The organism is Burkholderia sp. Se-20373, assembly GCF_017104705.1.
Lineage (GTDB): Bacteria > Pseudomonadota > Gammaproteobacteria > Burkholderiales > Burkholderiaceae > Burkholderia.
Genome location: NZ_JAAGPH010000065.1, coordinates 1 through 25,978, shown reverse-complemented (window position 1 = coordinate 25,978; position 25,978 = coordinate 1). Strand labels below are relative to the sequence as shown.

26 protein-coding genes are annotated in these 25,978 nt (G+C 65.9%); 14 read left to right on the top strand and 12 right to left on the bottom strand.

The genetic code is table 11. The annotated features are described in order from the left end of the window. Positions 1–47: 47 nt before the first annotated feature. On the top strand, positions 48–968 hold the full coding sequence (locus tag G3N96_RS21270; protein ID WP_206138382.1) for a LysR family transcriptional regulator: 921 nt from the start codon (positions 48–50) through the stop codon (positions 966–968). Positions 969–1,324: 356 nt separating this feature from the next. Next, entirely contained in the window at positions 1,325–1,864 is a 540-nt protein-coding gene (locus G3N96_RS21265; protein WP_206138381.1) for a cytochrome b/b6 domain-containing protein, read from the top strand. Positions 1,865–2,187: 323 nt separating this feature from the next. Here the strand turns inward: G3N96_RS21265 and G3N96_RS21260 are convergent, their stop codons facing one another. Then, positions 2,188–3,354: a porin gene (locus G3N96_RS21260; RefSeq protein ID WP_124579012.1), complete on the bottom strand. Its 1,167-nt coding sequence runs from the start codon at positions 3,352–3,354 to the stop codon at positions 2,188–2,190. On the opposite strand from G3N96_RS21260, the gene G3N96_RS21255 reads away from it, so the two are divergent. Next, on the top strand, positions 3,335–4,000 hold the full coding sequence (locus tag G3N96_RS21255) for a hypothetical protein (RefSeq protein ID WP_206138380.1): 666 nt from the start codon (positions 3,335–3,337) through the stop codon (positions 3,998–4,000). The two genes, G3N96_RS21260 and G3N96_RS21255, sit on opposite strands and share 20 nt — an antisense overlap. Positions 4,001–4,065: 65 nt before the next feature. On the opposite strand, the gene G3N96_RS39295 is transcribed toward G3N96_RS21255, so the two are convergent. After that, positions 4,066–4,275, bottom strand: coding sequence for a hypothetical protein (locus G3N96_RS39295; RefSeq protein ID WP_241022760.1), 210 nt, complete (start codon positions 4,273–4,275; stop codon positions 4,066–4,068). A gap of 53 nt (positions 4,276–4,328) precedes the next feature. Between G3N96_RS39295 and G3N96_RS39290 the strand changes: the two genes are divergently transcribed. Then, the gene (locus G3N96_RS39290) at positions 4,329–4,775 is read left to right on the top strand and encodes a LysR substrate-binding domain-containing protein (RefSeq protein WP_346778904.1); all 447 of its coding nucleotides are present in this window, start codon (positions 4,329–4,331) and stop codon (positions 4,773–4,775) included. 129 nt (positions 4,776–4,904) lie between these two features. Here the strand turns inward: G3N96_RS39290 and G3N96_RS21245 are convergent, their stop codons facing one another. Beyond that, a complete protein-coding gene (locus G3N96_RS21245; protein WP_206138378.1) occupies positions 4,905–5,828 on the bottom strand; it encodes a LysR family transcriptional regulator in 924 nt (307 codons plus the stop codon). 67 nt (positions 5,829–5,895) lie between these two features. Between G3N96_RS21245 and G3N96_RS21240 the strand changes: the two genes are divergently transcribed. Continuing rightward, entirely contained in the window at positions 5,896–6,513 is a 618-nt protein-coding gene (locus tag G3N96_RS21240; protein ID WP_206138377.1) for a LysE family transporter, read from the top strand. Between the two features lie 78 nt (positions 6,514–6,591). On the opposite strand, the gene G3N96_RS21235 is transcribed toward G3N96_RS21240, so the two are convergent. Further along, positions 6,592–7,224: an NAD(P)H-dependent oxidoreductase gene (locus G3N96_RS21235; RefSeq protein ID WP_089459557.1), complete on the bottom strand. Its 633-nt coding sequence runs from the start codon at positions 7,222–7,224 to the stop codon at positions 6,592–6,594. A gap of 132 nt (positions 7,225–7,356) precedes the next feature. On the opposite strand from G3N96_RS21235, the gene G3N96_RS21230 reads away from it, so the two are divergent. Then, positions 7,357–8,235 (top strand): LysR substrate-binding domain-containing protein, encoded by an 879-nt coding sequence (locus tag G3N96_RS21230; protein ID WP_206138376.1) that lies wholly within the window; start codon positions 7,357–7,359, stop codon positions 8,233–8,235. 116 nt (positions 8,236–8,351) lie between these two features. Here G3N96_RS21230 and G3N96_RS21225 read toward each other — a convergent pair whose 3' ends face one another. Beyond that, positions 8,352–9,827: a coniferyl aldehyde dehydrogenase gene (locus tag G3N96_RS21225; RefSeq protein WP_206138375.1), complete on the bottom strand. Its 1,476-nt coding sequence runs from the start codon at positions 9,825–9,827 to the stop codon at positions 8,352–8,354. 99 nt (positions 9,828–9,926) lie between these two features. Between G3N96_RS21225 and G3N96_RS21220 the strand changes: the two genes are divergently transcribed. Both G3N96_RS21220 and G3N96_RS21215 read left to right on the top strand, forming a co-directional pair. Continuing rightward, positions 9,927–10,580 (top strand): TetR/AcrR family transcriptional regulator, encoded by a 654-nt coding sequence (locus tag G3N96_RS21220; RefSeq protein ID WP_206138374.1) that lies wholly within the window; start codon positions 9,927–9,929, stop codon positions 10,578–10,580. A 131-nt stretch (positions 10,581–10,711) separates the two neighbouring features. Continuing rightward, positions 10,712–11,395, top strand: a complete 684-nt coding sequence (locus tag G3N96_RS21215) for a type 1 glutamine amidotransferase domain-containing protein (protein WP_206138373.1) — start codon at positions 10,712–10,714, stop codon at positions 11,393–11,395. Between the two features lie 23 nt (positions 11,396–11,418). Here the strand turns inward: G3N96_RS21215 and G3N96_RS21210 are convergent, their stop codons facing one another. The 4 genes from G3N96_RS21210 to G3N96_RS21195 all read right to left on the bottom strand — a co-directional run bounded on the left by G3N96_RS21210 (position 11,419) and on the right by G3N96_RS21195 (position 14,874). Continuing rightward, positions 11,419–11,904: a MerR family transcriptional regulator gene (locus tag G3N96_RS21210; RefSeq protein WP_206138393.1), complete on the bottom strand. Its 486-nt coding sequence runs from the start codon at positions 11,902–11,904 to the stop codon at positions 11,419–11,421. Between the two features lie 138 nt (positions 11,905–12,042). Continuing rightward, on the bottom strand, positions 12,043–13,287 hold the full coding sequence (locus tag G3N96_RS21205) for a saccharopine dehydrogenase NADP-binding domain-containing protein (RefSeq protein ID WP_206138372.1): 1,245 nt from the start codon (positions 13,285–13,287) through the stop codon (positions 12,043–12,045). 43 nt (positions 13,288–13,330) lie between these two features. Next, positions 13,331–14,248 carry an acetoacetate decarboxylase gene (locus G3N96_RS21200; RefSeq protein ID WP_206138371.1) on the bottom strand — a complete coding sequence of 306 codons (918 nt, stop codon included), beginning with the start codon at positions 14,246–14,248 and terminating at the stop codon, positions 13,331–13,333. 176 nt (positions 14,249–14,424) lie between these two features. Continuing rightward, the gene (locus G3N96_RS21195; RefSeq protein WP_206138370.1) at positions 14,425–14,874 is read right to left on the bottom strand and encodes a MerR family transcriptional regulator; all 450 of its coding nucleotides are present in this window, start codon (positions 14,872–14,874) and stop codon (positions 14,425–14,427) included. A 168-nt stretch (positions 14,875–15,042) separates the two neighbouring features. Here G3N96_RS21195 and G3N96_RS21190 point away from each other — a divergent pair, with 168 nt between their 5' ends. Next, complete coding sequence (locus G3N96_RS21190; protein WP_206138369.1) at positions 15,043–15,873, top strand: alpha/beta hydrolase; 831 nt, start codon at positions 15,043–15,045, stop codon at positions 15,871–15,873. 74 nt (positions 15,874–15,947) lie between these two features. Here the strand turns inward: G3N96_RS21190 and G3N96_RS21185 are convergent, their stop codons facing one another. After that, positions 15,948–16,610: a glutathione S-transferase family protein gene (locus G3N96_RS21185; protein WP_206138368.1), complete on the bottom strand. Its 663-nt coding sequence runs from the start codon at positions 16,608–16,610 to the stop codon at positions 15,948–15,950. A 123-nt stretch (positions 16,611–16,733) separates the two neighbouring features. Between G3N96_RS21185 and G3N96_RS21180 the strand changes: the two genes are divergently transcribed. Together G3N96_RS21180 and G3N96_RS21175 are read left to right on the top strand one after the other, a co-directional pair. Then, positions 16,734–17,714: a YafY family protein gene (locus tag G3N96_RS21180; RefSeq protein ID WP_206138367.1), complete on the top strand. Its 981-nt coding sequence runs from the start codon at positions 16,734–16,736 to the stop codon at positions 17,712–17,714. Positions 17,715–18,002: 288 nt separating this feature from the next. Next, the gene (locus G3N96_RS21175; RefSeq protein ID WP_206138366.1) at positions 18,003–18,410 is read left to right on the top strand and encodes a DUF3224 domain-containing protein; all 408 of its coding nucleotides are present in this window, start codon (positions 18,003–18,005) and stop codon (positions 18,408–18,410) included. 202 nt (positions 18,411–18,612) lie between these two features. Here G3N96_RS21175 and G3N96_RS21170 read toward each other — a convergent pair whose 3' ends face one another. After that, positions 18,613–19,851 (bottom strand): SfnB family sulfur acquisition oxidoreductase, encoded by a 1,239-nt coding sequence (locus G3N96_RS21170; protein ID WP_206138365.1) that lies wholly within the window; start codon positions 19,849–19,851, stop codon positions 18,613–18,615. 292 nt (positions 19,852–20,143) lie between these two features. On the opposite strand from G3N96_RS21170, the gene G3N96_RS21165 reads away from it, so the two are divergent. Together G3N96_RS21165 and G3N96_RS21160 are read left to right on the top strand one after the other, a co-directional pair. Then, on the top strand, positions 20,144–21,421 hold the full coding sequence (locus tag G3N96_RS21165) for an acyl-CoA dehydrogenase family protein (protein WP_206138364.1): 1,278 nt from the start codon (positions 20,144–20,146) through the stop codon (positions 21,419–21,421). Continuing rightward, a complete protein-coding gene (locus G3N96_RS21160) occupies positions 21,418–22,812 on the top strand; it encodes an LLM class flavin-dependent oxidoreductase (RefSeq protein ID WP_206138363.1) in 1,395 nt (464 codons plus the stop codon). The genes G3N96_RS21165 and G3N96_RS21160 overlap by 4 nt, the downstream gene beginning before the upstream one ends. A 274-nt stretch (positions 22,813–23,086) precedes the next feature. On the opposite strand, the gene G3N96_RS21155 is transcribed toward G3N96_RS21160, so the two are convergent. Next, positions 23,087–24,514, bottom strand: a complete 1,428-nt coding sequence (locus G3N96_RS21155; RefSeq protein WP_206138362.1) for an MFS transporter — start codon at positions 24,512–24,514, stop codon at positions 23,087–23,089. 347 nt (positions 24,515–24,861) lie between these two features. Between G3N96_RS21155 and G3N96_RS21150 the strand changes: the two genes are divergently transcribed. Next, the gene (locus tag G3N96_RS21150) at positions 24,862–25,854 is read left to right on the top strand and encodes an aliphatic sulfonate ABC transporter substrate-binding protein (protein ID WP_206138361.1); all 993 of its coding nucleotides are present in this window, start codon (positions 24,862–24,864) and stop codon (positions 25,852–25,854) included. Positions 25,855–25,978: the final 124 nt, after the last annotated feature.

The following is a 25,978-nucleotide window of genomic DNA, read 5'->3' as shown; positions in this document are numbered from 1 at the left end:
AATGGATACAATGACATCATTGCCATACGCAATAACGTTGACCTGCGATGATCCCGACCGATCTGCCCGACCTCAAGCTGCTGCAATTGTTCGACCTGCTCTACGACACGCGCAGCGTCACGCGCGTGGCCGAGCAACTCGGTCAGAGCCAGCCGACCGTCAGCATCTGGCTCGCGCGGTTGCGCGAGCATTTGCACGATCCCCTTTTTATCCGGACGCCCGGCGGCATGGCGCCCACACCGCAGGCGGATGCGCTGATCGGCCCCTGTCGGGAGATTCTCGAATCGTTGCGGCGCTTCTCGGCCTGGGAAATCGCCTTCGATCCAGCGACCGCGCAGAGACGTTTTCGCATCTGCATGACCGATGCGAGTCACGTGACGCTGCTGCCGCGTCTGCTCGCCCACGTGCGCGCGCAAGCGCCTCACGTGCGCCTGGAAGCCGCGCGGATCGACGGCCACACGGAACGGGCGCTCGAATCGGGCGAGGCCGATCTTGCGATTGGCTACGTGCCGTGGCTGAGCGGCGGCATCTATCAGCAACAGCTATACGAGCAGGATTGGGTGTGCCTGGCGAATCGCCATCATCCGCGTATTCACAAGCGGCTCGGCGTCAACGCGTATCGCACCGAAGGCCATGTGGCGATCACGGGGGGAACGGGCACGGCGCTGCTCGAGCAGGCGCTCGTGCGGGAACGCATTGAACGGCGGGTGGTGCTTGAATTGCCCGGCTTTCTGGGGCTCGGCGCCATTGTGCAGACCACCGATCTGATCACGACCTTGCCGCGCCATATCGGCGAGACGCTGGCTCAGGCCAGCGATCTCTCGGTACATCCCTGCCCCATTCCCGTCGAGGGCTTCGCCGTTCGGCAACACTGGCACGCACGCTACCACCAGGAGGCCGGCAATCGCTGGCTGCGTTCGGTCGTCGCCCGGCTGTTCGGCATGTCTGGAGCGGACGTGACAGGCTGACCGATTGACCGTTTCGGCATCGATGTCGGCGGATCCATCGCAACGATCGCGCGCACGCTCGCGGCAGGATCGGCGCCGTGACGGAAAGCGACCGTTGGCATAGCCGTCGAACATCGGTGATGGCCGCGCCGAAACAAGCCGCCCCTCATGCGTTTCGGGTATTGCGGCTGGTGCAATGCCGCCAAGGACATCCGATTCCTTTCAAGACATTTCGATTGCCCTCCACGCGAAAAGCATCGCGATCGATCCGTACCGCGGGAATAAAACCATGCGGGCTCCGGTATATCGGGGCGTCAGGCCGCTCACCACGCCGAACGAGCCGGTGCACGACGCCCAACCGAAACGGAGAGACCGCAATGTCACAGCCCAACCACGCCGCCTACACACGCTTCGCGATCGCCATGCATTGGTCGATCGCCATCTTGATCCTGTTGAACCTGATGATCGGGATCTACATGGATACCTTTCCGCACAACTCGACTCAGTTCAACGGCATCCTGTTCTATCACGCGTCGATCGGCAGCCTGATCTTCATGCTGACCGTGCCGCGCCTCGCGTGGCGTGCGACGCATACGCCGCCGCCGCTGCCGGCCAGCGTTCCGGCATGGCAGGCGCGGATCGCCGGTGTACTGCACGGCGTGCTGTACCTGCTGCTGTGTCTCGTGCCACTGACCGGCTACGTGCACCGCCTCGCTGGCGCCCATCCGGTCAGTTTCTTCGGCATCACGGAATTGCCGGTGCTGGTTGGCCGCGACGAACCGCTGCGACTCCTGACCGATGCATTGCATCGCGCGCTGGTGCTGACGCTTGGCCTGCTGCTGGTCATGCACGTCGCGGCCGGGCTGAAACACAAGTTCGTCGATCGGGATGGTGTCGCGGAGCGGATGGGAATCTGAGCGCGACCTGGCGGTTGATGTTCGCCGGAGGCGGCCCATCGGTCATTGGAAATCCCAGCAACCGACATACGCCGCTGTACGCGATGCGGATGCGGATGCGGATGCGGATGCGGATGCGGATGCGGATGCGGATGCGGATGCGGATGCGGATGCGGATGCGGGATCATCATCCCGCCATGCATCGACTTCGTCACTATCTGCAGAACGAACGACCGATGAGGGGAATTTTCAACTCACGACACCCGCTCGAGGTGAGGTGCTGCCAGAAGAATGCTGCTTTGCCGGAGTAGTGCAGCCACTACTCCGGACTTCCACGCCGGCGATCAGAAGCCGTGGTACATACCGATGTTGACTTGAACCTGGTTGCCGCCCGATGCAGTGTTGCCAAAGTCGGCAACGGAAGCCTGAGCGCCCTTGGCATGAACGTACCCGCCCATCGCGTACAGCGCGGTGCTCTTCGACAGCGAGTACGTCGCACCCAGCGACACCTGGTTGATCGACGCCATCGTGCGGCCTTCGGCAGCCAGCGCGGGCGTGGCCGCGGAGCCGTACACATACGTGTATCCGGTCGCCAGCGACAGCGCCGGGTTGACCTGGTACTGCAGAAGGGCACCCAGCACGTTGAAGTGGATCGACGGTTGGCCGGCGTTGCCCTGGTACTGGGCGTTCGAGTAGCGCAAGCCCGCCGTGTAAGGACCAATCTGGTACTGAGTCGCGACTTGCGCGATGCCCGCGCTCTTGAATGCATTGCCGCCGTTGTAACCCGAACTCGGATAGCCCAGCGCACCACCGAAACTGGGTTGCGCCGTGGCGTTGGTCCACCCGTTCGCACCCTGGTTGACAGCACGGAAGTAGCCGCCGGCGACCGTCAGACCACCCTGAGCGTAGTTCGCGGCCACCGACCACGACTGACCCGAACCCGTCGAACCGGCCACGCCGCCGAACGAGTACGCGCCTTCAGCCTGGAAGCCGTGGTACAGCGGTGAAATGTACTTCACGGCGCTGTTCTGGTTCGTCGTGTTGTCGTTGTTGTCCACGTCGCCCGGGGTCGAGAACGTCGACGCCGAAATGGCGTCGCCCGTCAGGACCTGAACCATTTCCGTCACGGCGTCGAGCTGGCGCCCCAACCGCACGGTACCGTACTGATCGGAAGAGAGGCCCACGTAGGCCTGGCGGTTGAACAACGAACGCGTGGAACCGATAGGCCCCTGGCCGCCTATGCCGCCGGTACCAATGTTGAAGCCGTTTTCGATCTTGAAGATCGCCTTGAGGCCGCCACCGAGATCCTCCGTCCCCCTGAGGCCCCACTTGTTCGAACCTGCGGCACCACCATCGAGGCCGAACCGCTTGTGGCCATTGATGTTCGACGTGTAGCCGATACCTGCATCGAGCATGCCGTACAGGGTGATCGACGACTGTGCCATTGCTGCCGACGATGCTGCGAAGGCGGCAACAGCGATAACGCTGACCTTGATTTTCTTGTTTTTCATCTGTATTTCACTGTCAGGAGTGGTTGCGGGATTGTTTGAAACGGGTTTTGTTGTATTCGAGAATGCAGATGACGGCGCACGGCCCGCGCGTCGTCTCAGGTTGCAACAACCGGCTTCATGTTCGCCAGTTCGGCATATTCGACTCGATCATTTCGTCATCCTCAAAATTTCATGCAGGAAGGCGCCTCGCATCTCGACCTGCCCGGCATTCCATCGATTGGAACCATCGCGGCGTCCCGCCTGGACGAAAGCCGCCGCCTTGCTTTTGTTGTCGCTCGAGCCATGCGGCACCGTGGATGGGTCATGTGCCGATTCCACAAAGCCGAAAAACTCGAGCGGACTAGCACGCCAAGCCGAACGTTTCTCCGATGGCATTTCGAAGAAGTACTCCATTGTCATGGACCAAGCCCATGCACTACCCGCGAGCGCGGTCAGCGATGACGAAACCGGACCACGCTCCACCCGCGACGACGAACGGCCTGGGCATACCCGCCTCGACCGCAAGTCGATCGAGCGGCCGGTCAGCCGCTGGCGACGGGCGCGAACCGCTTCGCCAAGCAACTACGCAGCCAAGGCGCGCTTTGCAGGTGCGAAAAACCATATCAGGAACATAAATCGTCGTCAAAATTTGTTTGATATAAGTTAATCGCGTCTGATAACCCTTAGCTTTATCGGGATTTCCCTAATAGAAACCGGCACCAACGCAAGGTGCTAGCGAGATTGCCGCGCGCGTGCCGGCCGACCGCCGCCGGCCGGCAGATTCTCGAGTTCGCCGGGAAAATGGAAGAGCACGCAACTGCGATCGAGCGCCTCGCGCTGACGGAACATCTGCCGATGCACGGCACCGTGACGATCAGCGTGCCGCCCGTGCTCGCCAACAATTTCTACGCGAATCATCTGTATGCGTTCGCGCAAATGCATCCGGGAATTCGGCTGTCGGTGTTTCGCTCGCCCGTCGTGAAGCGGATATCGCCGTGCGCCTGTTCCGCCCCGAGGAGCCGCAAAACGTGACGCGCAAGCTGGGCGAGATGGCTTTCGGGCTCTATGCGTGTCGCGACTATGCGCACGCGTCGACGCCCGATGATTGGGCGTTCATCTGCTACGACGCGCAATTCGCGGAAATGCCGCATCAGAAGTGGCTCGAGTCGATCGCACGAGGTCGCCGCATCGCGTGCGAAGTCAGCGACATCACGACGCAGCAGGTCGCGGCCCGGACGGGCATCGGCGTAGCGGGCCTGCCCGTGTTCATGGGCGACGGCGATCGGGGGTTGCAGCGCTTGCCGTTCGACGGGGAACCGCACGCCCGCGACATCTGGCTGGTCGTGCACGCCGATCTCCGGCATTCGCCGTCGATTCGCGCGGCGATCGACTTCATCGCTGGCGTGACGGGCAGGACTTTCGCACCGGATTCGCGGCAGTAGCGACGCCAATCACCGTGGCATGCGATACCGTGCGCCGGGACGACCGATCGCGATGCCTGCGCCGAGCTTCACCACGCCCCTTCGATGGGGGCGCGCAGCGTCACCCCCATTTGCGCACACACACGCCCATCAAACCACCGCCCTCAACCACCCCAGCACCTCCCCCTGCGCACTCCCGGTCACCACCGGTTCCGGCGTCAACAAGGAGTAATGCGAACCGTCCTCGACGAACCCCATCGGCGCGACCAGCACCCCGCTTTCAATATCATCGCGAACGAGATGCCACGGGCCGATCGCGACACCGAGCCCCGCGACCGCCGCCTGCAGACTGAAATAGAAATGGTCGAACATCTGCCCGCGCCCGCCTGCGGCCGGCTGATTCGCCGCCGCCGCCCATTCCTTCCACGCGTCCGGCCGTGTCCGCGTGTGCAATCGCGGAACATCCGTCTTCAACGATCGACTGCCACGTCGCGCGGAAAACCACGCATCGACCTTATCCGGCCGGCAGACCGGCCCCACCTGCTCCGCGAACAGCCGCTCCGCGTGATAGCCCGCCGGCCACGCAAAGTCATTGCGACGAATCGCCATGTCGATGCCGCTGTCGAATGAAAACGGGCCGCCCGCGGCAGCCAGGTGAATGTCGACGCCCGCATGCCGCGCCTGAAAATCCGGCCAGCGCGGAATCAGCCAGCGCATCAGCAGCGTCGGTTCGCACGACAGCACCCAGCGCCGCGCCCGGGCGGCCTCGGTACGCAATTCCTGCGCGGCGTGGCGCATCAGCCCCAGCCCGTCGTGAACGGCCTGCGCCAGCTTGCGGCCCGCATCGGTCAGGAACACGCGACGGCTGCGCCGCTGGAACAGCGCGACGCCCAGGTCGTCCTCGAGCAATCGCACCGCGCGGCTGACCGCGCCATGGGTCAGGCACAGCTCGTCGGCCGCACGGCTGAAATGCTCGTGACGCGCCGCCGCCTCGAAGCAACGCAACGCCATCAGCGAGGGCAGGTTCGTGCGAACGGATGGTGAGTCAATCTCACCATGCTGGTCAGAAATCATCGCTTTCCCCGATGGAACATGATCCATAAGATTGCGCCATCAAGCCATCAATCGCAAGGACAAGACGATGACCGAACTGATAGTTGTAGTCACCATCACGCTGCTGGCCGTGATCAGCCCGGGGCCGGACTTCGCGATGGTCACGCGCAACAGCCTGATGCTGTCGCGCCGCTCGGGCGTGCTCACCGCGCTGGGTATCGGGCTCGGCGTGACGGTTCACGTGAGCTACACGCTGCTAGGCGTCGGCCTGCTGATCCGCCAATCGCTGTGGCTCTTCAATGCGGTCAAGCTGGTCGGCGCGATCTACCTGATCTACCTCGGCGCGAAGATGCTCATGACGAAGGCCGGCAACGGGCACACGGATGCACCGGCCGCACCGCTGTCCGACCTGGCAGCGCTGCGCACCGGCTTCCTGACCAATGCGCTGAACCCCAAGACCACGGTGTTCATCGTCAGCCTGTTCATGCAGGCCGTGCGGCCCGACACGCCGTTGACCGTGCAGATCGGCTACGGCGCGTTCATCGCCGTCGCACACGCCGGCTGGTTCAGCCTGGTGGCCCTGTGCTTCTCCGCGACGGCCGTCCGCGATCGCCTGCTGGCGCTGCGGCACTGGATCGACCGCACCTTCGGCTGCCTGCTCGTGGGCTTCGGCGTCGCGCTCGCCATCGCGCGCGGCGGGCGCTGACTCGAAACGGCGCGCCACCCGTCGATGCCAACCAACGGGCGCGCTTCGCCGGCGTGCCGCATGCGCCACTCGGCAGTGTCAGAACGTCCGCGCGATCGTGCGGGCTTCATCGATCGCACGACTGCGATCGACCGCTCCGTCGGGACCGAACAAGGTGCGCTCGACGACGATCCCGGTGACGTCCTTCACGCCCACGAACTTGAGCCAGGTCTCCATGTACGGGCGCTGAAGATCGAATTCGGCCGCAGGCGTAAATGAGCCCGGCGACTGATAACCGAGCCCGCGCGCGTAGACCACCGCCGCCTTTTTCCCGGCCAGCTTGCCGGCGAAACCTGTGCCGTCGAACGTGAACAGCACATCCTTCTGCGAGATCGCATCGATCAGGTGCTTGAGTTTGTACGGAATACTGAAATTCCACAGCGGCACGCCGAACAGGAGCTTGTCCGCCTCGTGGAACGGCGCCGCAAGCTGCTCGATCCGTTGCCATGCCGCCGCCTGAGCCGGCGTCAATGCCTTGCCGCTCAGTCCCGCATATTTCGCGGCCAGCGCGGCTTCGTCGAATTCGGGTATCGCCAGATTCCAGATGTCGAGCTTCTGTATCTCGTGTTCGGGATGCGTATGGCGGTACGCATCGAGAAAGGCATTGCACACGTCGATGGATGCCGAATAGTCCTTGTTGGGTGAGCCTTCGATATAGAGCACGCGTGTCATGAAACCGGTCCTTGCCGAAAGTGACGGCGACGCGCGGGATGCGCGATCGCCCACTGCCCTTCGCAGCCTATCGGATCGACCTATAATCCGGAAACGATATGAATTGATCGAATTAACCCGAATTGGTGATCAATGAACCCGCCGCTCGACACATCACTGCTTCATACGTTCGTCGCCATCGCCGACGTGCGGAGCTTTACCGGTGCAGGTCGCAGGCTGCATCTCAGCCAGTCCGCGGTCAGCGCGCAGATCGCTCGCCTCGAGGAGCAGGTCGGCCGGGCGCTGCTTGTGCGCAATACGCGCAGCGTCGCGCTCACCGAGCATGGCCGGATGCTGCTCGGCTACGCGCGCGCGATGCTCAACCTGAGCGAGGAAGCGCGGACGAAACTGGGCACCGGCAACGCAGTCGATGTCACGCTGCGGATCGGCGCATCGGAGGATTTTGCGGGAGGCTGGCTTCCCGACGTGATGCGCCGCCATGGCGCCGCGCGGCGCGGCTTGCGGCTGAATCTGACGGTCGACATCGGCGACAGCCTGTTTCAACGGCACGCCAACGGCGAATTCGATCTCGTGATCGGCAGCCGGTGCGCGCACACGGGCCAGGGCGCGACGTTGTGGCGAGAGCCGCTCGTCTGGGCGTTTGCGCGCCACGAGCCGCTGCCGGAAGGCGATGTGCCGCTCGCGTGCTTCCCCGATCCGTGCCCGTACCGAGGCGCGGCCATCAAGGCGCTCGCGCTGGCCGGCATGCCCTATCGCATTGCCTGCGAAAGCCCGAGCGTCACCGGCATCCGCACGTTCGCTCGCGCCGGCATCGCGATCGCGCCGGTGCCGCGCAGCGCGATCGACGACACGCTCCGCGAGCTGGGCGTGCCAGAAGGCTTGCCGGCGCTGCCGGACATGGAATTCGTGATGATGCACGACGCGGGAATGCCGGCCGCCGTCGAATTCGCCGCGACGCTTGTCGATGAAACCGCGATTCGCAACGGGGCCGGCATGCTCAACCGGCCCTAGCAGGCACCCGTCACGGCCGAGCTTCGATCCAGGCACTCACCGACGCCTGAGCGTTCGTCCACAACGGCGCGCTGCGTGCAAAGCAGCCGCGCGCCGGTCGCGGTGCATCGCCGGTCTCAGCGCTTCGCGCTCAATCCCGCCCGCACGCCCGCCGGTTCCCGGCTGCGCCCGAGCAGCGCCGCCAGCGACAGATCCGCGAGCTTGCCGAACGGCGCACGCAGCAGGCTCGGCAGGTTCCAGCGCCCCAGCACGAACACGCCCTTCGCATGGCTCATCGCGCGGAATCCCTCGATGCCGTGATACGCGCCCATCCCGCTCGGACCGACGCCGCCGAACGGCAAGTCGTCCTGCGCGACATGCAGGAGCGTGTTGTTGATGCCGACGTTGCCCGACGTGGTGCGCTTGAGCAACGACTCGCAATCGCTGTCCTGCACGCCGAAGTAATACAGCGCGAGCGGCCGCGGACGCGCATTCACGTAGTCGACGACTTCGTCGAGCGTGCGATACGTGCGCACCGGCAGGATCGGCCCGAAGATCTCTTCCTGCATGACGGTCGTATCGTCACCGGCCCCGACGATCAGCGTGGGCGCGAGCGTCCGCTTGCGGGTGGCCGCCTGCCGCGGGTTCACGCCCGCCTCGATCACGCGCGCGCCCTTGCTGCGCGCTTCGTCGACGAGACCTTTCAGGCGATCGAAATGCCGGTCGCTGACGATCGACGTGTAGTCGGGGCTGGTCGGCCCGCCCGGGTAGAAGCGCGCGACGGCCGCATCGTATTGCGCGACGAACGCGTCGAGGTCGTCTTCATGCACCAGCGCATAGTCGGGCGCGACGCAGGTCTGCCCGCCGTTCGACAGTTTGCCGAACACGATGCTGGACATCGTCCGGCCGTCGACGTGCCCCCTTGCGACGATCGCCGGGCTCTTGCCGCCGAGTTCGAGCGTGACCGGCACCAGGTTGTCGCTGGCGGCCTTCATCACCTTGCGGCCCACCTGCGTGCTGCCGGTGAACAGCAGATGATCGAACGGCAAACCGCTGAAAGCGGCGCCGACTTCCGGGCCGCCGAGCACGACCGCGACTTCCTCGCTCGGGAAGGTTTCCGCGAGCATCCGGCGCATCACCTCACTGGTGCGCGGTGTCAGTTCCGACGGCTTGAGCATCGCGCGGTTGCCCGCGGCCAGCGCGGTGGCCAGCGGAATGAACGTGAGCGCGAACGGGTAATTCCACGGCGCCATCACGCCGATGACACCCAACGGCTGGTACTCCACGTGCGCGTTCCCCGCCCGATAAAAGATCCCGACGTGCCGGCGCTGCGGCTTCATGAAGCGACGCAGGTTGCGCGTCAGGTAGTCGATCGCCTGGATCACGCCGACCAGTTCCATGATCGCGGTCTCGTGTCGCGAGCGGTGCCCGAAATCGGCGCTGACCGCCTCCTCCACTTCGCTGCGATACGCAAGCACCACGGCGCGCAGCCGCGCGAGCCGCGCCTTGCGCTGCTGCACGCTCGGCGGCCCCTCGCTGACGAATGCGTTGCGCTGACGGGCCAGCAGCGCCGCCGGGTCGAAGCTCGAGCTGGATTCTGCGGAAACGGCCATGGTGCACCTCACGAGGTTGCGTCGATGTAGACACTGTCAACTTGCATGCGGCGGATCATAGGCTCACAATGTGTTCCCTGTCAACATAGGAGCAACGCGATGTCGTCGGATGAGGCTGCGGACGCCGGGCAAAAGGCTTATCACCACGGGGATCTGCGGCGCGCGATCATCGACACGGCGCTCGACACGCTGCAGGAGCAACAGGGCTGGCAGTTCACGCTGCGCGAAATCGCGCGGCGCGCGAACGTCAGCCATTCGGCGCCGTACCGGCATTTCCCGGACAAGGCCGCGTTGCTGCACGAGCTCGCGCTGATCGGCTTCGATCGGCTGAACGAAGACCTCGCCGCGTCCGTCGATCCTGCAGCGGACGCACCGGACGTGCTGCTCGCGCTGGCCTACGCCCATCTCGCGTTCGGCCGGCGCAACCCGGATCTCTATCGACTGATGTTTGCCGCGGATGCCGGCGAGCCCTCGGACATCCATCTCGATCCGCGCGTGCAGGCGCCGTTCCTGCTGGTCGTCGAGATCCTGGAACACGGCCAGCGCGCCGGCACGATTCGCCCGCGCCCGGCGCTCGGCCAGGCGACGGCCTGCTGGGCGCATCTGCATGGGCTGACGATGCTGGCGATCGACGGGCGGCTGGTGCGCGAGAAGGTCGGCGATCACGCGATCGAGGATGCGCTGACCACCTTGCTGGACGGTCTCGTGCTGCCCGCCCGCCCCGCGCGGTCGGCGAAGGCGAAAAGACCTTGACCTTCAACTTCGCTTAAAGGTTATGGTTTGCCTCGGCAGCGTATCGAGGCCATGGGTATGGGTACTGCCATCCGACAATCCGGCGGCGCGTCGACGACGTCCGCCCGTGGCCGATGAAAGGGAACCGCATCATGAGCAAGCGCATCCTTCACGTGGTCAGCAATGTCGCGCACTACGCCGATCCGTCGCAACCGACCGGCCTGTGGCTGTCCGAGCTGACCCACGCCCATCACATCTTCGCGGCGAAAGGCTATGAGCAGCGGCTGGTGAGCCCCAAGGGCGGCCTGTCGCCGCTGGAGCCGCGCTCGCTCAAATGGCCGCACGCCGACGCGGCCACGAAAGCGTGGCGCGCCGACAAGGCCAATGAAGCGCTGCTGGCCACCACCGCGCGCCCCGACGAGATCGATCCGGCCGATTTCGATGCGATCTACTTCACCGGCGGCCACGCGGTGATGTGGGACTACCCGGACGATGCTGGGCTGCAGCGGCTCACGCGCGAGATCTACGAGCGCGGCGGTATCGTGTCGTCGGTCTGCCACGGCTACTGCGGACTGCTGAATACCAAGCTGTCGGACGGCTCGCTGCTGGTGGCCGGCCGCCGGATCACCGGCTATTCGTGGGTCGAGGAAATCCTGGCCGGCGTCGCGAAGAAAGTGCCCTACAACGTCGAGGCGCAGATGCAGCTGCGTGGCGCGCGCTACGAGAAGGCGCTGCTACCGTTCACGTCGAATGTCGTCGTCGACGGCCGGCTCGTGACCGGCCAGAATCCGCAATCGGCGAAAGCGACCGCGGAACAGGTCGTCGCGTTGCTGTGACGGGATGCGCTGGCGCGGTGCCGCTAGGTGCGGGGCGACCGGCGGCGCACAACCGCTTCATCGAGATCCGCGGCGGCAGTCGCAGCCCCGCCACCCTCCACCGCATGCCCCGAGGGGATGCGCGACAGTAACCGCTTCGCATGGGTTGCACAATCGACCGACTCCGGTTTCGTGGCGATGTCGGCGATCAGCGACATGATCTGCGCCTTGCTTTGCGCGAGCCGCGCCTCCAGCGCCTCGATGTCCCGCACCTTGCGACACAGCGCGTCCAGCAACGAAGCGCAGGGCCACTGCGCGAGGTCGGCCGGCATCAGCGTGCGAATCTCGTCGAGACTGAAATCCGCCTTCTGCGCGGCCGTGATCAGGTCGAGCACCGTCACCGCTTCCTGCGGATAGGTGCGATAGCCGTTCGCTTCGCGCTCGACGAGCGTCAACAGACCGATGCGTTCGTAAAAGCGGATGCGCGAAGGGGTCAGGCCGGTGCGTTCCGCCAGTTCCCCGATCTTCATGTTCCGATACTCCTCGGCCGAATCGTGCCCGGCCATCTGTGCCATCTGTGTCGTCGTGACTGTCAGCTGTCTCCCGATGTTGATTCGCAATCCGATCTTTATCGGCTTCCTGTCGAATGGCGCGCGGACGATGCGCGCTCAAATCACTTCGAAACGCAGCCCCGCATGGCGCTCCAGGCGCTCGATGTAGCGCGCGTCGAACATCGTCGCGGGCGTCCAGAAGCCGCCGCCGCGACCGGTCTTGACGCCGTCGCCGACGCAATCCAGCGCGAGACTGATCGCGGCCTGGCCGAGCATCTTGCCGGTGGAGCCGTAGCCCGGATCGCGGTCGCCGGTGACTTTCACGCGCAGGGTCTGCCCGTCGTCGGTGCGGCCGAAGAAGCGCAGATCGTAGCGGCCGGCCAGCTGCGCCGCGGCGCTCGGCCCCTCGCCGGGTTTCGGCAGCAGGAAGCGCTCCATCAGGCTGCGCACGGGCTTGATGACGACACCCACCATGAACGCGCCGAGACCGGCCACCATCGTCACCGCGGTCAGGCGGCCCTTGAGGCCCGTGCCCGTCATCACCGCTTCGTCATATGTGAAGCGGCTGCCGTACGCGTTGCCGGCCAGCGCATTGGAGCGATGCACGACGCGCTCGTTGATCGCCGCCATCACGAACGGCGCGATCCATGCGTCGAAGTCGCGATCGAATGAAGCGGATCGCACCGCCTGCTGGCGGGCCGTGAAGCCATGCCCCTTCGGGCACAGCGAATACGGATCAAGCAGTTCCCTTCGCAACGCGGGATCGGCCGCCGCTTCCCGGACGACGTTGATCACGCTCGCCACCGTGCCGCCCGACGCGCCGCCCTTCAGCGTTTTCACCCGCATCTTCACCTGCGCTGCCGGCACGCCCCACTGCTGTCGCGCCTGTTGCTGCAGGAAGAACACGCCCATGTCCGACGGCACCGAATCGAAACCGCAGCAATGGACGATGCGCGCGCCGGATTGCCGGGCCGCTGGCTCGTACTTGTCGATCATCCGTTTGATCCACTGCGTCTCGCCGGTGAGGTCGCAGTAGTCGGTGCCGGTTTCCGCGCAGACCCTGACCAGCGGCTCCCCGTAAAGCGCATAGGGGCCGACGGTGGACACGACCACCCGCGTCTGCGCGCAGAGCGCGCGAAGCTGCGCTTCGTCGGCCGCGTCGGCGACGATGATCGGCACCGACTGCCCGGCCGCGCCCAGCGTATCCCTGACCCGCCTGAGCTTTGCTTCGGAGCGGCCGGCGATGGCCCAGCGCAGCGTTTCGCCGCTGCCTGACAGGTACTCGGCCAGGTAGCGGGCGAGGATCTGCCCGACGAAACTGGTGGCGCCGAATACGACGAGATCGTGGGTCGGACGGGTCATGGGCGATTCCTTCGGCGCGGGCGTGCCGCGAAGTGGCGTGGCGTCAGCGTGGCTTTCCGGGTTCATCGAAGGCCTTCAACGGGGTCGGCAGGTTCAGCACCAGTTGCGCGTCCTTCACCACGTCCAGACGCAGGATGGTCGACGCGCCCAGTCCGTCGAGCAACTGGCTCAGCGGGCCGCCGTGCCGCACGAGCTCGACGTTGCGCGGCAGCAGGCGCTGGGCGAACGATAGCGCATTCGTCTGCACCAACGTCTGGTGCCATTCGCCGTCGATGCGGTTGATCATCGTCGACGTGCCCATGTGCGACTGCGACGCGACGTTCGTCAGCGCGGGCATCGGCACGCTCAGGCTGAGGTCCGGCCGGCCGCCCGGGCCGGCAATGCGGGCGCTGGCGGTGGCGCCGAGGTTCACGTCGATATCGGCGAGCCACTTGGGCAGCTGATAGCCGTGCACGCCGCGCACCCGCGCGATTTCCGTGGTGACCGGCAGCGCGAGCACGTGCGCGAAGAAGCTTCGGCGCCGCATCGAATCGAGCAGCTCGAGCGCGTGCGACCCGGTTGCGCCGGGACGGCGGATCACCAACGCGACCGACACTTCGTCGTACGGATCGTTGTCGCACACCGAATACGAGAAGAAGGTCAGCGCGACCAGCCCGTACCCGGGGAGCGCGCGCAGCGGCTCGAGCGGCACCGGCAGCGTGGTCCGCAGGCGTTCGAGCGGCGCCAGGAACAGCAGCTGAATGCTGCTGGAACGGTAGTAGAAATTCGGCGCCCAGGTCGGGCCGACCCGCGACGCGACCTGACGCTTCGGAATCCGACGGAAAAAATCGATGTTCCCCGCCGCGGGATCGCGCGCCACCTCGTCGAGGTCAGGGTTCATCCGGAACCGGTCGTAGTACCCGCCTTCGGGCACGTCGACCTTGTGCGGACCGAATTCGACCTGTGTAAAACGCCTGTCCATGTTCGTTGCCTCTCGTCGATGATCGACCGTGGCAGGCAACACCCGATGCCCGCTGACTCACCGCCGTCAGCAAGCACTCTAAGATTTAAGTCAACTTCAAGGTCAAGGGCACGAATAGAGGGGTACGTCGGATTGCATCCGGGCGACCGGCAGGCGCTCAGCATGCCAGTGCCGGATCATTTGGCGGTCGTGCGACGACCCTTGCCGGGTGTCGACACCTCGCCCGGATTGCGCAACCGGTCCATCACCCAGCGCGTACGCTCCGAGCAGGTCAGTTCGGTCGGCCGGTTCTTGATGCTGTCGATCGCGACGCGCAGTTGCGCCTTGTTCTCCTCGAGGCGCTTCTGCATCGCGTCGATCTCGGCGGCTTTCCGTTCGAGCGCCTCCACCAGCCCGTCATGCTGCCAGTTGCCCGCTTTCAACGGCAGCAGATGGCGGATCTGTTCCAGCGAGAACCCGGCGCTCTGCGCGCCGGCGATGATCTCGAGCATCCACACCGCGTCTTCGCCGTAGTCCCGATAACCATTCGCACCGCGCTCGACGGCCGTGAGCAACCCTTCAGCCTCGTAGAAACGGATCCGCGAGGCCGTCAGGCCACTGCGCTTCGCGAGCTCCCCGATTCGCATACCTGCCTCTCCAGCGTGTTGACATTAAACCTAACTTTAAACCTAGAGTAAGTGCATCGCCAAGGCAGGCGGGCCGCGGATGCCACCGCATGCGCAGCGCCGGCCCGGCGACGCTCGCGACCGGCAGGACCGTCACGGATCGATATCGCCCACCGAACAGGAGCAGACATGGGATACGTCACAACGCAGGATGGCGTCGACATCTTCTACAAGGACTGGGGGCCGCGCGACGCGCAGGTCATCTTCTTTCATCATGGCTGGCCGCTCAGCGCCGACGACTGGGATGCGCAAATGCTCTTCTTCCTGGCACAGGGCTATCGCGTGATCGCACACGACCGTCGCGGCCACGGGCGCTCCGGCCAGGTCTGGGACGGTCATGACATGGATCACTACGCGGACGACGTCGCCGCGGTCGTGAATCACCTCGGCGTGCAAGGCGCCGTTCATGTCGGCCATTCGACCGGCGGCGGCGAGGTGATCCACTACGTCGCCCGTCACGGCGAGGACCGCGTGGCCAAGGCCGTGCTGATCAGCGCCGTTCCTCCGCTGATGGTCAAGACGGACAGCAATCCGGGCGGCCTGCCGAAAGACGTGTTCGACAACCTCCAGGCGCAACTCGCGGCGAACCGCGCGCAGTTCTATTACGACGTGCCGGCCGGCCCGTTCTACGGCTACAACCGCGACGGCGCGAAGCCATCGCAAGGCGTCATCTGGAACTGGTGGCGGCAGGGCATGATGGGTAGCGCGAAAGCCCACTACGACGGCATCGTCGCGTTCTCGCAGACCGACTTCACCGAGGACCTGAAAAGCACCACGATCCCCGTGCTGGTGATGCATGGCGACGACGACCAGATCGTCCCGTATGCGGATTCCGGGCTCCTGTCGGCGAAGCTGGCGAGGAACAGCACGCTGAAGACGTATTCCGGCTTCCCGCATGGCATGCCCACGTCCAACGCCGAGACGATCAACGCCGATCTGCTCGCGTTCATCCGCGGCTGAACACCGACGGTGCCCGTGCGGCCTTCAGTTGCCCTTGCATCTGAAGGGCGTCTCCTGCCCGCGCTCGAACGTGGCTAGTCGAGCCCGCGAAGAAAGTCGGGAACGGCTTCACCGATCGACGCAAGATAGCCGGCCATCGCACTGGCGACCTTGCGCACGGCGGAGCGTGCCGTCATCCGTTCACGCCACGCGAGCAGGCGGGGCGTTTCGTCCGTCATCGGTGCGCCCTTGCGCGCGCCGAACAGCTGCGCCATGTAGAACGCGATGTCGGCATAGGAATACGTTCCGGCCAGAAACGCGCGATCCGCCAGCACGTGCTCCATGCGCCGATAGTATTCGGCTGCCGCGGCGCGCGCAGCCTGTGCCGCCGGATCGTCCGGTGTCTCCTCCAGCCCCATCAGCCTGACGACATGCGGAAAATGGATTTCGTCGCTGCAGTGCTCGAGCTGACGCGCGATCGCGCGCGCCGCCGGATGCGCCGGCCATAGCGCGGGATCGGGCTTCAGGTCCTCGAGATACTCGAAGATCTGCGTGGAATCGAAGAGTTCCAGATCGCCGTCGATCAGCACCGGTACCTGCCGCTTCGGGTTGATCCGCAGCACGTCCGGATGCTTGGGATCGTAGCCGCGACGCTGGCTGAACGGCACCATCACCAGTTCGAACTCGATGCCCTTCTCGTGCGCCGCGATCTCGACCTTCGCCCCGAACATGCTCAGTGGCCCGGAAATGATCTTCATCGTTTGATCCCTCGTGATGTCATGCTGCGTCACCCGCGTCGATGAAACGGATCGGGAATGTGGAAAAGCATAAGCCCGAAAACATGACACCTCATGTCAGGTATTTGAGGTAACGTGTCGTTCATGAAAGCGAGCCGCCTGTTGTCGATCATGATGATGCTGCAAGCGCGCGGCCGGATGACCGCACCGGCGCTCGCGGAAGCGCTGGAAGTGTCCGAGCGCACGATCCTGCGCGACATCGACCAGCTCTCCACGGCCGGCGTGCCGATCTGGGGCGATCGCGGCCGCAACGGCGGCTTTCAATTGAGCGACGGCTGGCGTACCGATCTCACCGGGCTCACCGAGCACGAAGCGCACGCGCTGATTCTGGCGGGCTTGCCCGGGCCGGCGCGAGAACTGGGCCTCGACGGCATGGCGACTTCCGCTCGGCTGAAGATGATCGCGAGCCTGCCGCCCGGCTCGCGCGAGCATGCCGATCGCGTCGCCAGCCGGCTGCACGTCGACACCGTCGACTGGTACCGCGCGCAGGAAACGCCGGCCTTCCTGCGTGAAGTGGCCGATGCGGTGTGGGGTTCGTACCGTATCGACGTGAAGTATCGGAGCTGGCGCGGCGTGTCCCGCCGCGCACTCGAACCGCTCGGCCTGGTGCTCAAGGGCGGTGCGTGGTACCTGGTTGCCCGGGTGGCCGGCAAGCCCGGCGTACTCACGTTCCGGCTCGCGAATATCCTCGAACTCGATGCATCGCGCCGCCGCTTCAAGCGGCCCGCGCGATTCGACCTCGCGACGCACTGGCGCGACGCGATGAGCCGGTACGAAGCCGACCTCAATCGGCTGACCGCCCATATCGCCGTGTCGCCACGCGGCGAAACCTGGCTGGCCAATGCGCGGATCAAGGCCGAGCCTGTCGCGCCGGAACAAGGCAACACGGAGCTGCCGCCGGGATGGAAAGCGTTCCTGATGCCGATCGAATCGATCGAGCACGGCGCGCGGAAATTGCTGGGGTTCGGCGCACACGTGAAGATCCTCGGGCCGCAAGCGCTCAAGGAGCAGTTCATCGACGAGTTGACGCAGGTGCGGGCGCTTTATCAGGCAGGTGACGATTGAAGCATCGCGTTGCGCGCCGACGGGGTCGCGGCGATTCGAAACAATCGAACCGTGGAGTCTTCGTCAAGCCAGCAACGCGTTGGCCAGATCCTGAAAGGATGCGAACGCAGGGAGAGTCATCGGGGAAAGCGGTCGAGGTCGGGATCCCGATTATCGCCGCAAGCGACGCGCGGCATACGATCCGCAATCCGATGCGCCCTTGATTCCGACCGATCAGGCAAACCGTTACCTCCTGCAACACCCGGTTGGCTTATAGTGCGGGTTGCCAATTCGACGAGGAGCGCTGCAATGACACTGCTGGCCAATGGTCCGTTTGAAGTGAAGCTGAATCCGGAATCCCTGAGTGCCGTCGCGGAACCGACCGGGCTCGGCCGCATGTCGCTGGACAAGCAGTATCACGGCGACCTGGAAGCCGTCAGCCAGGGAGAGATGCTCGCGTTTCGAAGCAGCGTCCAGGGCTCCGCCGGCTATGTGGCGATGGAAACCGTGCAAGGCGCGCTGGGCGGCCGCCACGGCAGTTTCGTCCTGCAGCACAGCTCCACCATGACGCGCGGGCAGCCGCAGCAGTCGATCACCGTCGTGCCCGATTCCGGCACCGGAGAATTGCTGGGGCTCGCCGGCTCGATGATCATCATCATCGACAACGGCCTGCATTCGTACCGCTTCGACTACACGTTGCCTGACTCGTCTCGGTAAGGCGACTCATGGGGATGCGGCGATTTCGTCGCGTCGCCGCGCTGGCGCAGTAGCGCTCTCCGTACAGCATTCGCCTGCCCGATACCCGGCGATTGCGCTTCGACGAAGGCAATGCCGGGTTCGATCATGATCGCGTGGTGGTGTTCGACCGCGGTAACGCACTCATTCGTCACCGAGCCATGACACCACGATCGTCACGCGTTCAATTCCACGCATGGCGCGCCGGCCGCACGCCGTTCAGGTAGTAGTTGCCGACGAGGTGATATTTCCAGCGCACCGGATCGTGCAGCGTATGCGTGCGTGCATTGCGCCAGTGCCGGTCGAGGTTGTGCTCGGCCAGCGTCGACTGCGTGCCCGCCAGCTCGAACAGCTTCTCCCCCGCGAGCAGCGCGATCTCCGTCGTCAGCACCTTCGCCTCGCCCACCGCCACCGATGCACGCGCGACATCGTCGTCGGTCACGTCGCCGCTCGCCGCGATCTCGTCGAGCGTACGCGCCGCGCGCTCGAGCAGCGCCTCCGCCGCATGCAGCTGGATGTGAAGGTGGCCGACCTCGCGAATCGTCAGCGGATCGTCGGCCGCCCGCTCGACGCCGCTGTCGACCCACGGCCGCGTGCGCGAGCGCACGAACGCCAGCGTATCGTCGAGCGCGGCCTTCGCGATGCCCGCGTCGATCGCGGCCTGGATGATCTGCGACAGCGGGCCGTTCAGCGTCGGCAGATCCGACACGCGCTGCGCCGGCAGTACATGCGACGCCGGCACGCGCACGTTGTCGAGCACGACGGTGCCGCTCGCGGTGGTCCGTTGCCCGAACCCCGACCAGTCGTCGATCACGGTCAGCCCCGGCGCGGGCTGGCGAATGTACGCGAGCCACGCTTGGCCCGTGTCGTCGAGGCCAAGCACCGGCACGTAGTGCGCGAACAGCGCGCCGGTCGAATAGAACTTGGTGCCGTCGACGACGTAATCGTCGCCGTCCCGCCGCACGCGCGTCTTCAGGTCGAGCACGTGCTTCGTGCCTTTCTCCGAAAAGCCGTTGCCGAATCGCTTGCCGCTCAGCACTTCCGAGAACAGGTGGCGTTTCTGTGCGTCGGTGCCGGTCAGCGCGATCACGTCGACCAGCCCGAAATGATTCTGCGGCAACTGCCCGAGCGACGGATCGGCCGCCGCGACGATCTTCACCACCTCCGTCAGCGTCACGTGCGACACGCCCGCGCCGCCGTATGCCTTCGGCACGGTGATGGCCCACAGCCCCGACTGCGAGAACCATTCGATCTCGTCACGCGGCAGCCGGCGCTCCCGGTCGCGCTCGGCCGCCCCTTCCGCGAGCCGCTGCGCAAGTGCATGCGCGGCCGCGATGGCCTGCGCGTCATCGGCGATCACGTGCGCCGCTTGCGGTTGCGTATCGGCCGGCCGTTCCTGGATCGTGGCGCTCGTCTCTGACATCGGGCTCTCCTGCTGATTGACGGAAACATTCAATCTAGCAGCGCCCCGCACGCCGGCAAACCGAGCGATTCGCACAACGATATTCCTTCGCATGACAAACGATGCGGTGCGCGGCCCGCCATGAATCGCGCGTCAGCGACGAAATCGACGCCCCGGCATCGACGCCACGCCGCCTCGCCCGCGTAATGCCCGGTGACGATAACGATGTACGAATCCGTTATTGGATCGTGCGCAGCGTGATTCCTATACTGGCCTGCCGGCATCGACGGCCCCGCCTTTCAAGGACCTCCGCATGACTTCGTCTCCCGCAGCAACCGAACTTTCCACCGGCACCGACTATGACGCGCTTGCCAGCCGCTTCAGGCCGATCTTCGAACGCATCGCGGCCGGCACCGCGGAACGCGAACGCCGCCGCGAGCTGCCGCACGAGGCGATCGGCTGGCTGAAGGCCGCCGGCTTCGGCGCCGTGCGGCTGCCGGTGCGCGACGGCGGCGCCGGCGCGTCGCTGCCGCAGCTGTTCCGGCTGCTGACCGAACTCGCCGCCGCCGATTCCAATCTGCCGCAGGCCTTGCGCGGGCACTTCGCGTTCGTCGAGGACTGGCTGAACGCGCCGCCCGGCGCCGATCGCCAGACCTGGTTCGACCGCTTCGCGAGCGGCCAGCTCGTCGGCAACGCATGGACGGAAACCGGCGACGTGGCGCTCGGCCAGACCATCACGAAAGTATCCGAAAAGAATGGCCGGCTCGTGCTGAACGGCCGGAAGTTCTACAGCACCGGCAGCCTGTTCGCCGACTGGATCGACGTGTTCGCGCAACGCGCGGACGACGGCAGCGACGTGATCGTCGCCGTCTCGACCGCGCAGCCCGGCGTGATCCGCGAAGACGACTGGGACGGCTTCGGCCAGACGACGACCGGCAGCGGCACCACGCGCTTCGAAGACGCGACGGTCGACGCACGGGACGTGATCGACTTCGCGCGACGCTTCAAGTACCAGACGGCGTTCTACCAGCTCTTCCACGTCGCGACGCTGGCCGGCATCGGCCACGCGATCGTGCGCGACGCGGGCGACCTGGTGCGTCGCCGCACCCGCGTGTACAGCCACGGCAACGCCCCGCGCGCGGCCGACGACGCGCAGCTGCAGCAGGTGATCGGCGAGATCGCGTCGTGGGCCTATGCGGCCGACGCGCTCGCGCTGCGCGCCGCGCAGCCGCTGCAACGGGCCTACGAAGCGCACTTCGGCGGCGACGAGGCGGCCGAGCACGATGCGAACGTCGCGGCCGAGATCGAATCCGCGCAAAGCCAGCTCGTCGTGTCGGACCTCGTGCTGCGCGCGGCGACGCGCCTGTTCGACGCGCTCGGCGCGTCGGCGACCCGCAGCACGACGGCGCTCGATCGTCACTGGCGCAACGCGCGCACCGTGTCGTCGCACAACCCGCTCGTCTACAAGGCGCGGATCGTCGGCGACTGGGTCATCAACGGGCGCACGCCGCCGTTCGTCTGGCAGATCGGCAACGGCCCGGGGGCGAGTTCGAGCGCGAGCACGCACGCAGAGACAGGAGCCGCCCAATGAGCAAGACCATCCGCTTCAATGCGTTCGAGATGAACTGCGTCGGCCACCAGTCGCCCGGGCTGTGGGCCCATCCGCGCGACCGGTCGTGGCAATACAAGGATCTCGACTACTGGACCGACCTCGCCCGCGTGCTCGAACGCGGGATTTTCGACGCGATCTTCATCGCCGACGTGATCGGCTACTACGACGTCTACAAGGGCAGCAACTACCACGCGCTGCATCAGGCCGCGCAGATCCCGGTCAACGATCCGCTGCAGCTCGCCGCGCCGATCGCGATGGCGACCGAGCATCTCGGCATCGGCATCACCGCGTCGACGACGTTCGAGCACCCTTACACGTTCGCGCGCCGGCTGTCGACCGCCGACCATCACACGAAGGGCCGGCTCGCGTGGAACATCGTCACGTCCTACCTTGAAAGCGGTGCGAAGAACGTCGGCGACAACGGCCTGCGCACGCACGACGACCGCTATGCGGTCGCGGCCGAATACGTCGAGGTGCTGTACAAGCTGTTCGAGGGCAGCTGGGAAGACGGCGCGGTCGTCCGCGATCGCGACGGCCGCGTGTTCACGCATCCGGAGAAGGTGCACGAGATCGGCCACAAGGGCCGCTTCTTCGACGTGCCCGGCTACCACCTGTGCGAGCCGTCACCGCAGCGCACGCCGGTGCTGTTCCAGGCCGGCGCGTCCGGCCCCGGCAAGGCGTTCGCCGCGCAGCACGCGGAATGCGTGTTCGTCGCCGCGCCGACCCGCCCGCAGCTCGCGCGCTACGTGGCCGAGGTGCGCGCGCAGGCCACGGCCGCCGGGCGCGACGCGAGCAAGGTCCTGATCTACAACCTCGTCACCGTGATCGTCGACGAAACCGACGAGAAGGCGCAGGCCAAGTTTGACGAATACCGCAAGTACGTGTCGTACGACGGCTCGCTGGTGTTCATGTCCGGCTGGACCGGCATCGACTTTGGCCAGTACGCGCCGAACGACCCCGTCCGGCGCGTCGAAACGAATGCGATCGTGTCGGCGGTCGAGCACCTCGCGGGCGGTGACACCGCGTGGACGATCGAGGAACTGGCGGCCTGGGGCGGCATCGGCGGCCTGGGGCCGGTGTTCGTCGGGTCGGCGGAAACGGTCGCGGACATCCTGCAGGAATGGGTCGCGGCCACCGACGTGGACGGCTTCAACCTCGCGTATGCGGTGGCGCACGAAACCTTCGAGGACGTCGTGCGTTATCTCGTCCCCGAACTGCAGCGGCGCGGCGTGTATCCGACCGGCTATGCGCCGGGCACGCTGCGCGAGAAACTGTTCGGCGGGTCGGCGCGGCTGCCGGACGAACATCCGGCCGCGCAGTATCGCGACATCGAGCAGGTCAAGCGCGATGCCGAACGGGCGGCTGCCTGAGCGTGACAACATTCGGCGGCTGGTCGGCCCGCAGTGTGCGGGCCGGCCGGCTTCACGATGAGCAGCAACCGGTGCGTCGGGCCGCCACTCGCCCGGCACGCCGCCTGATCGGCCCTCTTCCCTCACTCGACAACCGGTGCAGCCCCGATGCGGGCGCTGCTTCCGCGCTCGTCCCTCGAGCGGGCGAATCTTACGGCCGCGGCAACCCAACCCACGACGACGCGCGCACCCACCGTGCGCGCGTTTCCCTGACGATGAGCGACCTCGATCGCGTTCAAACCGCGCCGTCGTCGTCGATATCCCGCGCCGTCGGCTCGTAACGCACGATCAGCAGGAACACGATCGGCGTGGCGGCGCTGATCGCGACGACCCAGAACATGTCCGTGCCGAGCCGCGCCTGCAGGATCGGCAGCACGAACAGCGCGAGCGCCTGGCCGATGCCGCACAGCGAACGCCCGAAGCCGACGCCGGTGCCGCGGATCGCCGCCGGATACGACAGCGTTGGGTAGATCATCATCTGCGCGCCGGGCCCGAACCCTTCGGCGAACAGCCAGGTGCCGAGCATCAGCAGCACGAAGCCGATCGCGACTGCACCATGCGGATGCCCTGCCAGCGCGAGCGCCACGAGCGCGACGAACTGCAGCGCGAACCCCGCGATCGCGACATGGCGCGACGCATGGCGATGGGCAAGGCGCATGCCCAGCAAGCCGCCGGTAAACGCAAACAGCACGTTCAGCGCCAGCGACGCCGCGATCGTTTCGAACACGCCCGCGCCGAGAAACTGCGACAGGATCGACGGCAGGAAGAACGCGATCGCCGTGTATTCGAACGGGATGCACAGGTTCATCACGCTGGCGACGATCGTGCGCCCCAGGTATGGGCGCTGGAACAGCACACGAATGCGCACGGGCGGCTGGCTCGGCGCGCGTCGGGCATCTTCCGCTTCGTGTGCATGAATCCCGTACGACTCGCGCAGGATCCGCGCGGCGTTGGCCAGGTCACCCTGGTTCGCGGCCCACAGCGGCGATTCGTTCATGAACCGGTTCCGGAACAGAATGATGACGAGGGCGGGCACCGCGCCGAAGATCAGCGACGCGCGCCACAGCCATCCCGCGTGCTCGGCAGGCAGCAGGAAATACAGCCCGAAGATCAGCAGGAAGCAGGCCGACGACGCCACGTACCACATCGGGCACCACGCCGCGAGCCGCGACGCCTTGTTGCCGCGACCGTTGAACTTCGAGAATTCCGCGAGAAACGCCATCGCGACGGGCAGGTCGATGCCGACCCCGAGCCCCATCACGAAGCGCGCGCCGATCAGCACCCAGACGTTCGGCGCCAGCCCGGCCGCGATCGCCGCGACCACGAAAAACAGCATGTCGGCCATGAACACCTGGTAGCGGCCGATCCTGTCGGTCAGCCATCCGCCGATCAGGCTGCCGAAGATCGTGCCGATCATGATCGCCGACCCGACCAGCCCGGTCAGCGCGGGTGTCAGGCCGAACTCGCGCGCCACGTCGTCGATCCCGTAGGACAGCGTCGTCAGGTCGTACGCATCGAGAAACACGCCGCCGAGCGCCAGCAGCACGATCATCCGGGCATGACTGACCGAGCTGTCCACCGTGTTGATCAGCCGCGCGACGTCGCTTGCCGAACGAATGGGCGAGGAAACCGGTGTCACGGCGTTCAGATCGATCGAACTCATCGCATTCCTTAGTTTTTCGCCGCATGACCGGCGAGGTCCGCATGGAGCCGGAAGTCGGGCGTATTCAATCGCGACCGGCAGAGAACCCAGGCAGCCGAGCGCTTCCCGACACGCGACGCCATCACGTTCCGGCAGCACGCATTCTGTTCTCCCGATTCCGTTATCCCAAGCGATATAAATCGATAAATTAATCGGCCCGCGTCATAAAGTTGCCCGCCGTCCACGCTTAGCAGCAGCGTGCATGTTCAATCGCGAATTGCTTCGTTCACGGCGCGCCGATGCTTCGTTACATTGACCGGTCACCCTGCCTGTTCGCGGCATCTTGCCGCCCTTCCGGAGAATCCCCGATGAAGCTGTCCTGGTCCCGCGCGTGGCAATCCGCGGCCCTCGTCGTTGCCGCGCTCGCCAGCCTCGTTCCGGTGCACGCACGCGCCGCGACGCCCGCGGAGATCCGCGTCGACTACGCGTACTACTCGCCGGAGAGCCTGGTGATCCGCCACTTCGGCTGGCTCGAAGACGAATTCAAGGCCGACCGCACGTCGATTCGCTGGGTGCTGAGCCTGGGCAGCAATCGTGCGCTCGAATACCTGAACAGCGGCGCGGTCGATTTCGGTTCCGCCGCGGGCCTCGCGTCGGTGCTCGCACGCGCGAACGGCAACCCGATCCATACCGTCTACGTGTTCTCCCGCCCCGAGTGGACCGCGCTGGTGGTTCGCAAGGATTCGCCGATCCGCTCGCTCGCGGACCTGAAGGGCAAGAAAATCGCCGCGACGCGCGGCACCGATCCGTTCCTGTTCACGCTACGCGCGCTGCACACGGTCGGCCTGACCCGCGACGACGTCGAGATCGTCAACCTGCAGCATCCGGACGGGCGCACCGCGCTCGCGAACGGCCAGGTCGATGCGTGGGCCGGCCTCGATCCGCACATGGCCGCGGCGCAGCTCGACGACGGCGCGCGCCTGCTCTATCGCAACGTTGCGTTCAACACCTATGGCTTCCTGAACGTCCGCGACGCGTTCGCCAGCCAGTACCCGCAGGCGGTCACGCGCGTGCTGAAGGTCTACGATCGCGCGCGCCAGTGGATCGTCGCGCATCCGGCCGACACCGCTCAGATCGTCGCCGACGAATCGAAGGTATCGCTGCCGGTGGCGAAACTGCAGCTGCAGCGCAACGACTTCAGCGATCCCGTTCCGGGCGACATCCAGCGCGCGGCGCTGAAGGCGGCCGCCCCCGTATTGACGGCCGAACAGCTGACCAAGCCCGGCGTCGATCCCGCGAAGATCGTCGATACGCTGATCGATCCGTCGTTCGCGCGCCCGCTCGTCGACGCGTCGCGCTGAGCTGCCCTCCATGACCGACACCGCCGCCCGCGACGACACGCTCGCGCCCCGCCGCCCCGCTTCGCCAGCCGCCGGCCGGCGCGATCCGCTTCGCCGGTGGCGGATCGCGGGCCTCGCGCTGCCG